Genomic DNA, 15,308 nt, shown 5'->3' on the forward strand with positions numbered 1-15,308 from the left:
GTCCACGTAGGTCTTGACGATCTTGGCGACCTCTTTCGGTGTGCCATGCGGCACGACGGCCAGCACCATCTCGGGCCTGCGCGTGCCGAAAATACTCGACTACGGCGCCATGGCCGGGTTGAAATACGCACAGGCTTCGGCCGCGAATGTCCTTGCGGCCGAGGATGAGCTGGTGCGCCTCTGCGGAGGCCCGTCGTGACAGCACGTCTGGACGCCGCGGAGATGCTCGCCGCCGCCGAGGCCGAAACCGGGTTGCGCGACTACGGCGACCCCACCCTGCCGGAACGCTTCGCCGTGGCCGTCGACCACCTCAACGGCCTGGGCATGGATGCCGACGGCCGTTTCGAGGCCGCGCAGGTGTGTCGCTGGCTGCTGACGTCGCGCCTGGAGCTCATCGAGGACCGCAACCGCTACCCGATCGGCGCCGAAGTGATCGAGTCGCCGATGTTCGTCACCGGCGAACCACGCTCGGGGACAACGCTTATGCACGCCCTGATGTCGGTTGACCCGAACGCCCGCGCACTGCGCTTCTGGGAGGTGATGTACCCGTCACCGCCGCCGGGCCTAGCCGCGCCCGATGACGACCGCCGGGCGCGGGCCGACGCCGACTGGCGTGAGATCAACGCCAAGATGCCGAAATGGCTGCACAGTCACCCTTACAACGACATGCTGGGCGACGGGCTGCCCGAAGACGAACGAACCTGGGCGTTCGACTTTCGGGTGATGACCCCCACCGCGTGGTGGCGGGTGCCCATGCAGTCGCTGGTCGGCGGACTGGCCACCGACCCGGCCGCACAATACCGGTTACACAAGGCCATGCTGCAACAACTGCAGTACGCCCGCCCGCGAAAGTACTGGGTGCTGAAGGGTTTCCACGGATTCCGCCTCAAGGAGATGTTCGACACCTACCCCGACGCCACCCTGGTCTGGCTGCACCGCGACCCGGTTCAGGTCGCCGCATCGCGCACCATGATGATGGCCGACATCGCCGAGGGCATGGTCGGTCCCGTCGACCTGCACGCCTTGGCCAAGATGCACCTGGAGCTGACCCGCGCCAGCGTCGCCAACACGATGAGCAACCCCTGGGTCGACGACCCGCGCATCCTGCACGTCCGGTACACCGATTTCATTGCCGATCAGATTGCGACGGTGCAGCGCTACTACGCATTCGCCGGACGTCGGGTCACACCCGAAGCCGAATCCGCCATGCGCGACTGCCTGGCCCACAACCGCGGCGACCGATACGGCAAATTCCGCTACTCCACGCAACTGCTGACCGACATCGGCGAAGACCTCGATGCGCTGCACGCCGAATTCCGGCCCTTCCGTGAGCGATTCGGCGTCCAGATCGAGAACCGCGGCTGACATGGCGGCGACGCACAAACGGCTGTCGGTGCACAGCGTCACCTTCTACGGTGAGCCGCTGACCACGCTGGAGGCCCACTGGGCGGCGCTGGGAGTGTCGCGGCTGAGCATCCTGGACAGCCAGGTCCTTGATCCGCAACTTCCAAAGCTTCTGCAGCGCAACGACTATACGGTTGAGGCGGTCTGCCACATCTTCGGTGATGGCCGGCTGGACACCCGCGCAGAGGTGGCGCGCGACGCGCTGCTGACGGTGATCGACGCCGCGGCCGCGGTAGGGGCGCGCGTGATCTACATGTTGACCGGGGGTCGGGGCGCACTGGCCTGGCAGCACGCCGCCGATCGCTTCTGCGCCATGATCGCACCCTGCGTGGAGCACGCGAAGCAGGCGGGCGTGGCGCTGGCGATCGAGAACGCGTCGAGCCTCTACGCCGACATTCATCTCGCCCACACCCTGCGCGATACCGTCGCCCTGGCCGAGATGAGCGGGCTCGGCGTCTGCATCGAGCTGTTCCACTGCTGGGCGGAGGGCGATTTCGAGGCAATGGTGCAGCGGGCATTGCCACGAACCGAGCTCATCCAGCTCAGCGACTACGTGCTGGGCGACCGCGCGCTGCCGGGTCGCGCGGTGCCGGGCGACGGCGCGATTCCAATCGAAGCGTTCGTCGCCCAGGCGCTGGCCGGCGGCTATGCACATGGATTCGACCTGGAACTGATCGGTCCCCGCATCGAAGCGCAGGGCCGCCTGCAGTCCGCGCGACGAGCGTGCGACGTCATCGGGGCGATGCTGCAGAGATTGGGCGCGTGACAATGGGTTTCGGCGAAGGCTCCGACGACGCGGCGCTGCAATCGGCGTGGACCGATTTCTGCGCCCGGCTGCAACGCGCGGGCGAACAGGTCTTCAAAGACGCCAACCCCGCCGCCGCGCTGCAGCGCGTTGACGCCTACCGGTTCCTCACGCAGAACCTCGGCCAGGCCTTCGATCTGGCCCTCGAAACCCGCGACACCGGTTACCCGGTGCTGCACACCTTCTGCGGCCCGACCCGCAAGCTCGGCGGCGACTGCGCCGACTTCACCTATCAACAAGCCTGGATCGACGGGCAGTCGACCTATCGGCTGACCGGCACCCGCGGCACCTCGCGGTTTTTCAACGTCACCGTCCAAGGGCGGCGCACACCCGGCCCGGGCGTCTTGCACGAACCGTTCGGCGACACCCCACAGGCCAACCTGCTCGGCCATCAACTCGACGTCGGCGCCGACGGGCGATTCGAGCTGTACATCGGCGGCCCGGAGCGCGGGCCGAACTGGCTGCCGACCACGCCGGAGTCACGAAAGTTATTCATCCGGCAGGGTTTTGACCGCTGGGATGAGTCGCCGGCGCAGCTTCGCATCGAACGCGTCGACATGGACTCCCCTAAGCCGTTGCCCACGCCCGCCGACATGGTCGAGGCGATGAGCTGGGCCGGTGATTTCGTCACCGGCCTGATGTCCGATTGGCCCGAGTTCCCGTTCAAATACGGGGGTGTCGATGCCGAGCACCCGAACGCCTTCCCGCGTGTCGGAGCGACCGACGCCGACAGCAAGCGCGGGCGCGCCGCCGCCAACATGTATTGGGAGCTGGCGCCCGACGAGGCGCTGATCGTCGAATTCGCTGCGCACGACGGGCTGTGGATGTTCACCAACATGGGCGTCTTCTTCAACAGCATGGATTACCTATACCGGCCGGTGAGCTATACGCCGAGCCGCACCAAGATCGACCACGACGGCCGGATCCGGCTGGTTATGGCTCACCGTGATCCCGGCGTGCACAACTGGCTGGACACCCAGGGCTTCGAGCGCGGCAACCTGACCTACCGGCACATGCTCGAGGGCGAGCCCGCCGTGCTGGACACCCGGGTGGTCAAGCACGCCGACCTGCTCGGCGCCCTGCCCGTGGGCACCGCCATGGTGGGCGCATCGCAGCGCGCCGCCGCGATGTGGGAACGCTTCCACGGCATTCGCCGCCGTTACGTCCTCTAGCCCGGTGGTGGCGGCCCGCCCCTAGACGCCGGGTCTAGGGTCAAAGATCGTGACCGAGATCTCCGAAGACGAACTGGCCGGGCTTTCCGAATTCTCGCTGCTGTCCGAAAACGCCGAGCAGGCCGGGGTCTCCGGCCCGCTGCCCGACGGCGAGCGGGTCGAGTCCGGCACGGGCGAAGCCAGGATCAGCGCGCTGCGCTGGGGCAGCACCGCCCCGCGGATCGTGTTCCTGCACGGCGGCGGGCAGAACGCGCACACCTGGGACACCATCATCGTCGGCCTCGGCGAGCCCGCGCTGGCGGTCGACCTGCCCGGCCACGGCCACTCCGCCTGGCGCGAGGACGGCGACTACTCCCCGCAGCGCAACGCCGACGCCCTGCTGCCGATCCTGCACGAGCATGCGGCCTCCGCCGACCTCGTCGTCGGCATGTCGCTGGGCGGGCTGACGGCGATCCGGGTGGGCGCGGTGGCGCCCGAGCTGGTCGATGAGCTTGTGCTGATCGACGTCACTCCGTCGGCGCTGCAACGGCATTCCGAGATGACCAAGGAGCAGCAGGGCACCGTGGCGCTGATGCACGGGGAACGCGAGTTCCCCAGCTTCCAGGCCATGCTCGACTTGACGGTCGCCGCCGCGCCGCACCGCGAGGTGAAGGCGCTGCGCCGCGGCGTCTTTCACAACTCGCGCAAGCTGGACAACGGCAACTGGACGTGGCGCTACGACGCCATCCGCACCTTCCCCGACTTCGCCGGGCTGTGGGACGATGTCGACGCCTTGTCCGCGCCCGTGACGTTGGTGCGCGGTGGCTCATCGGGATTCGTCAGCGACGAGGACGCGGCCGAGCTTGCCCGTCGCGCAAGGCATTTCCGCTCGACGCACGTCGTGGAGAATTCGGGCCACTCCGTGCAGAGTGACCAGCCGCGCGCGCTGATCGACATCCTGCGTGGGGTGCTCGACGCGCGCTGAGCCTACGGTGGTCCCATGACCTCTGAGTTCGGAATCCGCATCGGTGTCCAGCTACAGCCGCAACACGCTCCCCAGTACGGCCAGATCCGCGACGCGGTGCGCCGCTGCGAGGACATCGGCGTCGACATCGCCTTCAACTGGGACCACTTCTTTCCGCTCTACGGCGACCCCGACGGCGCACACTTCGAATGCTGGACGATGCTCGGCGCCTGGGCCGAGCAGACCTCGCGCATTCAGATCGGCGCGCTGGTGACCTGCAACTCCTATCGGAATCCGGAGCTGCTGGCCGATATGGCCCGCACCGTCGACCACATTTCCGACGGCCGGCTCATCCTGGGTATCGGTTCGGGTTGGAAACAAAGGGACTACGACGAGTACGGCTACGAATTCGGCACCGCGGGCAGCCGCCTGGACGACCTGGCGACCGCACTGCCCCGGATCCAAAGTCGGCTGACCAAACTGAACCCGGCTCCCACCCGCGACATCCCGATCCTCATCGGCGGTAAGGGCCGGCGGAAGACCCTGCGGATGGTCGCGGAGTACGGCGACATCTGGCACGGCTTCACCACCGTCGACACCTACCCGGCGGCGGCCGCCGTGCTGGAAGAGCATTGCGCGGCCGTCGGGCGCGACCCGTCCACCATCGAGAGGTCGGCCGGCGTCGAGGACAACAGCGGAGTTCGTCGCGGCGAGGGCCTCGACGGGTTGATCGCCAACGCCGAAGGCCTCACCGCGCTGGGGGTAACCCTGCTGACCGTGGGCGTCAACGGCCCGGACTACGACCTGACCGCCGCCGAAGCGCTATGCAAGTGGCGCAATAGTCGTTAAACCGGCCGCGCCGCGTTCGCCCCAGGTTCATTGGCCAAACACCGAAACACGCGCGGCAATTCATGAGAAACTCTCACCGCCAGATGGTCAAACCCGGTGGGAAAGAGACGCAACAAAACGATGCCGAAGAAATACGGGGTCAAAGAAAAGGACCTGGTTGTTTCGCACATTCTCCACCTGTTGTTGACCGGAAAGCTGCGCAGCGGGGACCGCGTCGACCGCAACGAAATTGCACTGGGCCTCGGAGTGAGCCGGGTGCCCATTCAAGAGGCGTTGGTCCAACTCGAACACGACGGCATTGTGTCCACGCGTTACCACCGGAGGCGCCTTCGTCGAGAGGTTCGATGAAGCCACCGTCCTCGAGCATCACGAGCTCGACGGGCTGCTCAATGGGATTGCGTCCGCACGCGCGGCCACCAATCCCACGCCGCGGATCATCGGACAGCTGGATTCGCTCATGCGCTCGCTGCGCACCGCCAAGGATTCGCGCGCCTTCACCGACATCGCGGCCGAGTATCGGCGCACCGTCAACGACGAGTACGCCGGACCGCGTCTGCACGCCACCATCCGCGCCTCACAGAACCTCATCCCCCGCCTCTTTTGGACCACCTATCAGGGCGGGCGCGACGAGATGCTGCCGTTCTACGAGGATGAGACCTCGGCAATACACCGGCGTGACCCCGAAGCCGCGCGGGCGGCGTGCGTCGACCGTTCCTACCTGATGGCCCAGACCATGCTCGCCGAACTGTACCGGCGGCGGGTCTTCACACCACCCGACGATGTCAGCCGGGTCGTCGCCGGGCCACTGCAGGTAATCGCCGACGCCGACACGATCTGCGGCGAAGCGTCGCTGGCGCTGTAGAACCGACGCTGACCGGGCCGCGTCGCCGTTCAATCGTTACGGTGACACTGATGAGTTTGCGCGTGGTCCGGCACACCAAGCGCCGCGGAAGGGCCTTCGCCCTGGCCGCGACAATTCTCATGGTTTGCGGGCTCGCGCTGGCCGGACCGATGCCGCCCGCTGCCGCGGACTGGAATCAATGCGCGCCGGCCGGGGTGGAGAGCGCCCGGGCCCTGCCCAAGGACGTGACCGACAACCCGACCACCGGTGAGGACGACCGCGACACGACGGCGTCGGTCGAGCCACTCGGCGCGGTCGACGCCGGCGCCTTGGGCCTCGGGGTGCCGGGAGTACTGACGGTCGGCACGCTGTCGGACGCCCCACCCAACATCTGCATCAACCCCACCGGCGAGTTCAGCGGCTTCGACAACCAACTGCTGCGCGCCATCGCCGACAAGCTGGGTCTGCAGGTCCGCTTCGTCAGCACCGACTTCTCCGCGCTGCTGGCCCAGGTGGCGTCGCGGCGCTTCGACGTCGGTTCGGCAGCGGTGAAAGCCACCGACGCCCGGCGGCGCACGGTTTCGTTCACCAACGGCTACGACTTCGGCTTCTATTCGCTGGTGGTGCCGCCCGGGTCCGCCATCCATAAATTCACCGACCTCGCGGCTGGCCAACGCATCGGCGTCGTGCAGGGCACCGTCGAGGAGTCGTACGTCGTCGACGTCCTGCACCTGCAACCGGTGAAGTACCCCGGCTTCGCCACCTTGTACGCCAGCCTCAAGAGCCGCCAGATCGATGCGTGGGTGGCGCCGGGAACCCTCGCGGCGACCGTCATTCGCCCGGGCGATCCGGCGGTGGTCACCGCAAACACCTACAGCCCAGGCAATTTCGTGGCTTACGCGGTCGCTCAGGGCAACAAGCCATTGATCGACGCGCTCAATTCCGGGCTGGACGCCGTCATCGCCGACGGCACCTGGGCGCACCTGTACAGCCAGTGGGTGCCGCGGTCGCTGCCGCCCGGCTGGAAACCCGGCTCCAAAGCCGCGCCCCTCCCCCAGTTGCCGGACTTCGCCGCGATCGCCAAACAACACCGCTCATCGGCGGGGCCGCCCGCCCCGAAATCACCACTGGCCCAGCTGGGTGATTCGTTCTTCGACTGGGACATGTACCGGCAAGCGATCCCGATGTTGTTCACCACCGGGTTGCCCAACACCCTGATCCTGACCAACAGCGCCCTCGCGATCGGTCTGGTGTTCGGCATGGTGCTCGCGATGGCCGGAATCTCGCACCGGCGCTGGATGCGCTGGCCGGCGCGGGTGTACACCGACATCTTCCGCGGCCTGCCCGAAGTGGTGATCATCCTGCTCATCGGGATGGGCATCGGCCCATTGGTCAGCGGCCTGACCAACAAAAACCCGTACCCGCTCGGCATCGCCGCACTGGGACTGATGGCCGCCGCCTACATCGGCGAGATCCTGCGCTCCGGGATCCAAAGCGTCGACCCGGGACAACTGGAAGCGTCCCGGGCCCTTGGCTTCAGCTACGTCACCGCGATGCGGCTGGTGGTGGTACCGCAGGGAATCCGGCGCGTCCTGCCCGCCCTGGTCAATCAGGCCATCGGGTTGCTGAAGGCCTCCGCGCTGGTGTACTTCCTCGGCCTGATCGCCGATCAGCGAGAGCTGTTCCAGGTGGGACGGGATCTCAACGCCCAAACCGGCAGCCTGTCACCGTTGGTGGCCGCCGGCCTCTTCTACCTGCTATTGACCATTCCGCTAACGCATTTGGTCAACTACATCGACAACCGCCTTCGCCGCGGACGACGGGCCGCCGCGCCAGCAGACGATGCCGACATGCTCGTGACGACGTTCGGCCAGGAGATCACGTGACCTCCGGCATCCACGGGCGTGCGTCAGTGTCGCTGGCGGCCAACGACGTTCACCAAACTCTGGGCGGGAGCAAGGTGCTGCGCGGCGTCGACATCGAGGCACCCGCCGGCAGCACCGTGGCGATCATCGGGCCATCCGGCTCGGGCAAGTCGACACTGCTGCGCACGCTCAACCGCCTGTATGAGCCTGACAGCGGCGACATTCTGTTGGACGGCAGGTCGGTGCTGCGCGACGATCCCAACGAGCTCCGCCAGCGGATCGGCATGGTGTTCCAGCATTTCAACCTGTTCCCGCACCGCAGCGTGCTGGACAACGTGGCGATGGCGCCGCGGAAGTTGCGCCGCCTGCCCGCCGACGAGGCGCGCGATCTGGCGATGGCACAACTGGACCGAGTTGGCCTGAAGCACAAGGCCGCTGCACGCCCCAGCATGCTGTCCGGCGGCCAACAACAGCGGGTGGCGATCGCGCGCGCGTTGGCGATGGCTCCCCAGGTGATGTTTTTCGACGAGGCGACCTCGGCGCTGGATCCGGAAATGGTCAAAGGAATACTGCAACTCATTGCCGACCTCGGCGCCGATGGCATGACAATGGTTGTGGTAACCCACGAAATGGGTTTCGCGCGGTCGGCGTCCGACGCCGTGGTGTTTATGGATCACGGCAAGGTTGTGGAATCTGGACCGCCCGAGCAGATATTCGAAGCGGCCGAGACCCAACGGCTGCAGCGGTTTTTGTCCCAAGTGCTTTGATCCCACTAACTGGTGGGCAATAGCTCCCTCGTAAGCGCCTCATATCGGGATAGACTCCCGATTTATGGCGGACAGCGAAACGAACCCGGCCGAGGTAGCCGAGCTCGCCGAAGGTTTGCACCGGGCGCTGTCCAAATTATTTGCGATTCTCCGCCGCGGCGACCCCAGCGGCGCGGCCGCCGGCGAGCTGACCCTGGCGCAATTGTCGATCCTGGTGACCCTGCTCGACCAGGGCCCGATTCGAATGACCGATCTCGCCGCACACGAACGGGTGCGAACCCCCACCACGACCGTGGCGATCCGGCGCCTGGAAAAGATCGGGCTGGTCAAGCGTTCCCGCGACCCGTCCGACCTGCGAGCGGTGCTCGTGGACATCACGCCACGGGGGCGGGCCGTTCACGGCGAGTCGCTGGCCAATCGGCGCGCCAGCCTGGCCGCAATGCTGAGCCAGCTCCCGACCTCCGACCTCAACACCCTGATGCAGGCGCTGGCGCCGCTGGAACGGCTGGCCTCCGGCGATCCGACATCCGGACCCGCCGGCGTGCCGCCCGCGCGCAAAGAAGCCTGAAAAACTTTTCCTCTCAATGGTTTTCGCCTGCGATTGCGGCTGTCGGTAAACTGCCGGGCATGCCCAATGCACTCATCACCGGCGCCGGCGGCGGTATCGGTTCGGCCATCGCCGCGGCGCTGGCCCCCACCCACACCCTGCTGCTGGCCGGCCGACCCTCCGATCGGCTCGACGGGGTCGCCGAGCGGCTCGGCGCCACCACCTTTCCGCTGGACCTCACCGACTCCGGCGACATCGAAGCCGCCTGCGAAATCGTGGACGAACTCGACGTGCTGGTGCACAACGCCGGATTGGCCATACCCGGCAGCGTTTCGGACTCGCATATCGACGAGTGGCGTGCCACCTTCGCCGTGAACGTCTTTGGGCCGGTAGAACTTACGCTCGCGCTGCTGCCGGCGCTGCGACGGGCGCGCGGCCAGGTGGTGTTCATCAACTCCGGCGCCGGGCGCACCGCCTCGCGGGGCATGGCTTCCTATTCGGCCAGCAAGTTCGCGCTGCGCGCCTTCGCGGATTCGCTGCGCAGCGACGAACCGGAGTTGCGGGTGACGACGATCTATCCGGGCCGGACCGACAGCGATATGCAGCGCGAACTCGTCGAGTTCGAGGGCGGCAGCTACGACCCGGCCAACTTCGTGAAACCCGAAACGGTCGCGGCCGCCGTCGTCCATGCGGTGAACACCCCGCCCGACGGCCACGTCCACGAACTGATGCTGCGACCCACCGGGCGCTAGTCGGCGCTAGACGACCAGGTTGACCAGCCGGCCGGCGACCACGATCACCTTGCGCGGGGTGGCGCCCGCCAGGAACGCCTGGACCTTTTCATCGGCGAGCGCGGCGGCCTTCAGCGTGTCCTGATCGGCATCGGCGGCCACCATGACTCGGCCGCGGACCTTGCCGTTGACCTGGACCGGGTACTCCACGGTGTCGTCGACCAGAAAAGCGGGATCGGCGATCGGGAACGGACCGTGCGCCAGCGGGGTCTCGTGACCCAGGCGCAGCCACAGCTCCTCGGCCATATGCGGGGCCAAGGGCGCCAACATCAACACCAGCGGCTCGACCGCCGCGCGTGGCACCGCGTCGCGGTGCTCCTTGGTGAGATGGTTGGTGTATTCGATCAGTTTGGCCGCAGCGGTGTTATTCCGCAGTGCCGCATAGTCTTCCGCGACGCCGGCGATGGTCCGATGCAGCACTCGCAGCGTCCCGGTCGCCAACTCCTGGGCGGGCCCGTCGACCACGCGGGTGTCGCCGGTCTGCTCGTCGACGACCAGACGCCACACGCGCTGCAGGAAACGGTGGGCTCCGACGACGTCCTTGGTGGCCCAGGGCCGGGACGCCTCCAGCGGGCCCATCGACATCTCGTAGACCCGCAGGGTGTCGGCGCCGTAGTCGTCGCAGATCTCGTCGGGTGAGATCGAATTCTTCAGGCTCTTACCGATTTTGCCGAACTCTTGGAAGACTTCGACCTCTCCCCCGGGCCCCGGATAGACGAAACGGCCGTCCCGCTCGACCACCTCTTCGGCCGGCACGTACGACCCTCGCGCGTCGGTGTAGGCGAAGGCCTGGATGTAACCCTGGTTGACCAGCCGGCGATAGGGCTCGCGAGAGCTCACGTGGCCCAGGTCGTACAGGACCTTGTGCCAGAACCGCGCATACAGCAGATGCAGCACCGCGTGTTCGGCGCCGCCGACGTACAGGTCGACACCACCGGGATCCTGCGGCCCGTGCTCGGCCGGGCGCGGACCCATCCAGTAGGCCTCGTTTTCCAAGGCGGCGAACCGCTCCGAGTTGTGCGGATCGGTGTAACGCAGTTCGTACCAGGAGCTGCCGGCCCACTGCGGCATCACGTTGGTGTCCCGGGTGTAGGGCTTCAGGCCGTCGCCCAGATCCAGCTCGACGTGCACCCATTCGGTGGCCTTGGCCAGCGGCGGTGAGGGCTCGCTGTCGGCGTCATCGGGATCGAACAGCACGGGTGAGTAATCCGGCACGTCGGGCAGTTCGACCGGCAGTGCGGCCTCGTCGAGTGCGTGCGCACGCCCGTCGGCGTCGTAGACGATGGGGAACGGTTCGCCCCAGTACCGCTGGCGCGCGAAAAGCCAGTCGCGCAGCTTGAATTCGACGCGTGCCCAGCCGCGGCCTTCGGACTCCAGGCGTGCGGTGATCTTTTCCTTGGCCGCTGCCACATCCAGACCGTCGAGGTAGCCGGAGTTGACCAGCACCCCGTCACCGGCGTAGGCCGCCTCCGAAATATCGCCGCCCGCAATGACTTCCACGATGGGCAGGCCGAACTCGTGGGCGAAGTCCCAGTCGCGCTGGTCGTGACCCGGGACCGCCATGATGGCCCCGGTGCCGTACCCGGCCAGCACGTAGTCGGCGATGAAGATCGGCACCGGTTTGCCGTTGGTGGGGTTGGCGGCGTAGCTGCCCAGGAAGACACCGGTCTTCGCCTTGCTCTCCTGACGTTCGAGGTCTGACTTCGACCCGATCGCCTGCCGGTAGGCGGCGACGGCCGCACCGGGCGTCTCAGCGCCATACGTCCAGCGCGGGTCGGTGCCGTCCGGCCAGGCGGTGGCGACCAGCTCGTCGACCAGGTCGTGTTCGGGGGCCAGCACCAAGTAGGTGGCGCCGAACAACGTGTCGGGCCGGGTGGTGAACACCTCGATGTCGACCGTCTCGCCATCGGCCTTGGTCGCCGCGAACAGCGCCTTAGCACCGGTGGACCGGCCGATCCAGTTGCGCTGCATAGTCTTGACCGGCTCCGGCCAGTCCAGCACTTCGAGGTCGTCGAGCAACCGATCAGAGTAGGCGGTGATTCGCATCATCCACTGCCGCAACCGTTTCCGGAACACCGGGAAGTTGCCGCGGTCGCTGCGGCCGTCGGCGGTGACCTCTTCGTTGGCCAGCACGGTGCCCAGACCGGGGCACCAGTTCACCATCGAGTCGGCCCGGTAGACCAGCCGGTGGCCGTCGATCACGTCGGCCCGCTCCCCCGCCGAGAGCCCGGCCCAGTCTCGGCCGTCCTCGAGGCGGCGGGCCCCGGAATCGAACTCGGCGACCAGCTCCGCGATGGGACGGGCCTTGTTGGCGGCGGTGTCGAACCAGGCGTTGTAGATCTGCAAAAAGATCCACTGGGTCCACTTGTAGAACTCGACGTCGGTGGTGGAGAAGCTGCGCCTGCTGTCGTGAGCGAGACCCAGGCGTCCCAGCTGGCGCTTGAAGTTGACGACGTTGGCTTCGGTCCGGGTGCGCGGATGGGTGCCGGTCTGCACCGCGTACTGCTCTGCCGGCAGCCCGAAGGCGTCGAACCCCAACGCATGCAACACGTTACGGCCGGTCATCCGGAAATAGCGGGCGTACACGTCCGTCGCGATGTAACCGAGGGGGTGCCCGACGTGCAGGCCCTCCCCCGACGGGTACGGGAACATGTCCTGCACGAACAATTTGTCGTCCGGCACCGGGGATCCGTCTTCCGGCGCCAGCGAACCGACCGGGTTGGGCACGTTGAAGGTGCCGAGCTTCGCCCAGTTCTCCTGCCACACGCCCTCGATGCGACCCGCCAGCGCCGCCGTGTAGCGATATGGCGGCGCGTCGGAGTCGGGCGTGGCGGCGCCGGAGTTGCTTGCCGGCGAGGTGGTCGGGGAGTCGGTCACCTGAACAGGGTATAAGGGCGACACGGCGAGTACGCCGGCCACAGGTTGGTCTCGGTTCCGTTGCGCGCCGATCAGAGGTTCATCCCAGGTGTGTTTCGAGCCTATTCACCGCCTTTGACCTCTAGTTACAGTCAGCCCCTATCGACGGCTTCTGGTAGGCAGCCATTGGAAGGACCGACGCAGATGATTGAGATCGTCCCCGTCCACCGGGCACTCCTCGGCGGTATGGTCGCTGGCCTCATGGGCCTGGCGGTTGTTGCGGGCGGCACGGCATCGGCAGACCCGTTGCCCCCAGCGCCTGCGCCCGTCCCCGCGGTTCCCGCGCCGGCACCGCAGAACCTCGGGCCCGAGCTGGTGCCGCCGAGCAGATATCTCGCGGCCCCGCCCGCCGGCAACCAGATCGTCCCGCCGGCTACCGCCACGGCCCCCGGAACGACGGCCCCGGCGGTCACACCGGCGGCGCCGGCTCCGGCTCCCGCGACGTCGGGAACGATCCGCGAATTCCTGCAGTCCAAGGGCGTGAAGTTCGAGCCGCAGAAGCCGCAGGGCTTCAAGGCGCTCGACATCACCCTGCCGGTGCCCGCCCGCTGGACCCAGGTGCCCGATCCCAACGTGCCCGATGCGTTCGCGGTGATCGCCGACCGGCAGGGCAGCAGTATCTATTCCTCGAACGCGCAGGTCGTGGTGTACAAACTGGTCGGCGCCTTCGATCCGAGGGAGGCCATCACCCACGGTTACGTCGACAGCCAGAAGCTTCCGGCGTGGCAGCCGACCAACGCGGCGATGACCGACTTCGGCGGCTTCCCGTCGTCGATCGTCGAGGGCACGTACCGCGACGGTGACCTCACCCTCAACACGTCGCGGCGCCACGTCATCGCCACGTCGGGGCACGACAACTACCTCGTGTCGCTGGCGGTGACCACCGATCGCGCGGTGAGTGTCGCCGACGCACCGGCCACCGACGCCATCGTCAACGGATTCCGGGTGAGCGCACCCGGTGCGACCGCGCCGGCCCCGGCCCAGGCACCCGCCGCGTCGCCGGTGGGATTGCCGGCTCAGGCGCCCGCCGCCGCCCCGGTCGCTCCGGCACCGGTCGCGGCTCCCGTGGCCCCGGTCACCCCGGCGCCGGTCGCGGCTCCCGTGGCCCCGGTCGCCCCGGCACCGGTTACGGCTCCCGTGGCTCCGGTCGCTCCGGCGCCCGGCGCGGCGCCGCTGGTACCGCTCGCCCAGACCGCGCCGGCGGCTCCCGTCGGACTGCCCGCGCAAACGCCGACGTTGACCCAGCAGCACGCTCCCAGCCTGCTGGCCATGGTGCCGGGCCTGCCCCCGCTGCCGAACTTCTCGTTCCTGCAGCACTGAGGACGCCTCGCCGAGCCGGATTCGCGGGTCGGTCACCCGGCTCGTATTGTGACCCCATGCTGATTGCGGGCGTGCTGTGCATGTGTGCGGCGGTGGCCTCGGCGGGGTTCGGCACCTGGTCGCTGGCGCACAACCAAAACGTCGGTGCCACTGCGTTGGCGCTGCGCGCGATGGCGCCGACCCAGTTGGCGGCGGCGGTGATGTTGGCCGCCGGCGGCGCGGTCGCCATGGCCGCCGTCCCGGACACCGCACTGGTGGTACTCATCGTGTGCGTGGTGGGCGCGCTGGGAACGCTGGCCGCGGGCTCGTGGCAGAGCGCCCGCTTCGCGCTGCGTCAGGAAGCGGCGGCGCCCGCCTGCGCCGGCAGCTGCGTCGGCTGCACGCAGTCGTGCCCCTGAACGGAAACCGGGGGAGCGGCCCTAGTTGCGGCTGATGTCGATGGGGTGGGTAGCCAGCAGCGACAGCGGCAGCGGCTGGCGCCGCAACACCTGGCCCCACAGGTCGGACCTCGGTCCGACCAGTACGTCGGATGGCAAGGCGGACAACACAATCCAGTCGTCGCGTTCGATCTCGCCTTCGAGCTGACCGATAGTCCAGCCCGAGTAGCCTGCGAAGATCCGCACCCCTTCGACCAGCGGCGCGATCAGCTCGGGGTCGGCGTCCAGATCAACCATGACCACCCGGCCGTCCACGTGCCGCAAGCCCGGCACGTCCCCGGGATCGGCGCCGACGCGCAGCGTCGCCAGGCACAGCGCTGCGTCGCGCTTCACCGGTCCGCCGATGAACATCGTCTTCGGCTTGGCCGAGAGCTTCGTCCATTGCGGCAACACGTTGTAGACCGCGGTTTCGCTGGAGCGGTTGAGCACGACACCCAGCGTGCCTCCGTCGTTGTGCTCGACGATGTAGATCACGCTGCGCCGAAACGTCGGCTCGAGAAGATCGGTGTTGGCGAGCAGCAAAGTGCCCGCGCGCACCCGTTGCGCGGCGGGTGCTACGTAGTCCTCTGGATCCTCCTGCGGGGGCACCACACCATCATCGCATCCGGTGCATCGTGGCCCAGGGCAATCGCGGGGGTAGGCCCCGGAGAT

The 15,308-nt window shown here is 67.7% G+C and carries 13 protein-coding genes and 2 pseudogenes; 13 read left to right on the forward strand and 2 right to left on the reverse strand.

The features are described 5' to 3' along the window. Positions 1-70: 70 nt before the first annotated feature. From A5659_RS22435 to A5659_RS22485, 11 genes and pseudogenes are all read left to right on the forward strand, one after another. Positions 71-199, forward strand: a pseudogene (locus A5659_RS22435) (LLM class flavin-dependent oxidoreductase); the annotation flags it as partial. After that, entirely contained in the window at positions 196-1,365 is a 1,170-nt protein-coding gene (locus tag A5659_RS22440) for a sulfotransferase (RefSeq protein WP_067184353.1), read from the forward strand. The pseudogene A5659_RS22435 and the gene A5659_RS22440, both read left to right, overlap by 4 nt. Position 1,366: 1 nt before the next feature. Beyond that, positions 1,367-2,170 carry a sugar phosphate isomerase/epimerase gene (locus A5659_RS22445; RefSeq protein ID WP_066861687.1) on the forward strand — a complete coding sequence of 268 codons (804 nt, stop codon included), beginning with the start codon at positions 1,367-1,369 and terminating at the stop codon, positions 2,168-2,170. A gap of 2 nt (positions 2,171-2,172) precedes the next feature. Beyond that, a complete protein-coding gene (locus tag A5659_RS22450; RefSeq protein ID WP_067184357.1) occupies positions 2,173-3,381 on the forward strand; it encodes a DUF1214 domain-containing protein in 1,209 nt (402 codons plus the stop codon). A 49-nt stretch (positions 3,382-3,430) separates the two neighbouring features. Next, the gene (locus A5659_RS22455; RefSeq protein ID WP_067184361.1) at positions 3,431-4,345 is read left to right on the forward strand and encodes an alpha/beta fold hydrolase; all 915 of its coding nucleotides are present in this window, start codon (positions 3,431-3,433) and stop codon (positions 4,343-4,345) included. A gap of 15 nt (positions 4,346-4,360) precedes the next feature. Further along, positions 4,361-5,173: an LLM class F420-dependent oxidoreductase gene (locus tag A5659_RS22460; RefSeq protein WP_067184365.1), complete on the forward strand. Its 813-nt coding sequence runs from the start codon at positions 4,361-4,363 to the stop codon at positions 5,171-5,173. Between the two features lie 120 nt (positions 5,174-5,293). Next, a pseudogene (locus tag A5659_RS22465) lies at positions 5,294-6,035 on the forward strand (GntR family transcriptional regulator). 50 nt (positions 6,036-6,085) lie between these two features. Then, the gene (locus A5659_RS22470) at positions 6,086-7,900 is read left to right on the forward strand and encodes an ABC transporter substrate-binding protein/permease (RefSeq protein ID WP_067184367.1); all 1,815 of its coding nucleotides are present in this window, start codon (positions 6,086-6,088) and stop codon (positions 7,898-7,900) included. Beyond that, positions 7,897-8,646 (forward strand): amino acid ABC transporter ATP-binding protein, encoded by a 750-nt coding sequence (locus A5659_RS22475; RefSeq protein ID WP_066861708.1) that lies wholly within the window; start codon positions 7,897-7,899, stop codon positions 8,644-8,646. Before A5659_RS22470 ends, A5659_RS22475 begins: the two co-directional genes overlap by 4 nt. Positions 8,647-8,710: 64 nt before the next feature. Next, positions 8,711-9,214 carry a MarR family winged helix-turn-helix transcriptional regulator gene (locus tag A5659_RS22480; RefSeq protein WP_066861711.1) on the forward strand — a complete coding sequence of 168 codons (504 nt, stop codon included), beginning with the start codon at positions 8,711-8,713 and terminating at the stop codon, positions 9,212-9,214. 59 nt (positions 9,215-9,273) lie between these two features. Continuing rightward, a complete protein-coding gene (locus A5659_RS22485; RefSeq protein ID WP_067184369.1) occupies positions 9,274-9,945 on the forward strand; it encodes an SDR family oxidoreductase in 672 nt (223 codons plus the stop codon). Positions 9,946-9,951: 6 nt separating this feature from the next. Here A5659_RS22485 and leuS read toward each other — a convergent pair whose 3' ends face one another. Further along, positions 9,952-12,861, reverse strand: a complete 2,910-nt coding sequence (gene leuS, locus A5659_RS22490; RefSeq protein ID WP_067184373.1) for a leucine--tRNA ligase — start codon at positions 12,859-12,861, stop codon at positions 9,952-9,954. Positions 12,862-13,044: 183 nt separating this feature from the next. Between leuS and A5659_RS22495 the strand changes: the two genes are divergently transcribed. Next, complete coding sequence (locus A5659_RS22495) at positions 13,045-14,220, forward strand: LpqN/LpqT family lipoprotein (protein WP_067184424.1); 1,176 nt, start codon at positions 13,045-13,047, stop codon at positions 14,218-14,220. Between the two features lie 56 nt (positions 14,221-14,276). Further along, positions 14,277-14,618, forward strand: a complete 342-nt coding sequence (locus tag A5659_RS22500) for a hypothetical protein (RefSeq protein ID WP_066861720.1) — start codon at positions 14,277-14,279, stop codon at positions 14,616-14,618. Between the two features lie 21 nt (positions 14,619-14,639). On the opposite strand, the gene A5659_RS22505 is transcribed toward A5659_RS22500, so the two are convergent. Next, on the reverse strand, positions 14,640-15,248 hold the full coding sequence (locus A5659_RS22505; protein WP_156748789.1) for a YqgE/AlgH family protein: 609 nt from the start codon (positions 15,246-15,248) through the stop codon (positions 14,640-14,642). Positions 15,249-15,308 lie beyond the last annotated feature (60 nt).

The organism is Mycobacterium sp. 1165196.3 (assembly GCF_001673415.1).
In the GTDB taxonomy this organism is placed as follows: domain Bacteria; phylum Actinomycetota; class Actinomycetes; order Mycobacteriales; family Mycobacteriaceae; genus Mycobacterium; species Mycobacterium europaeum_A.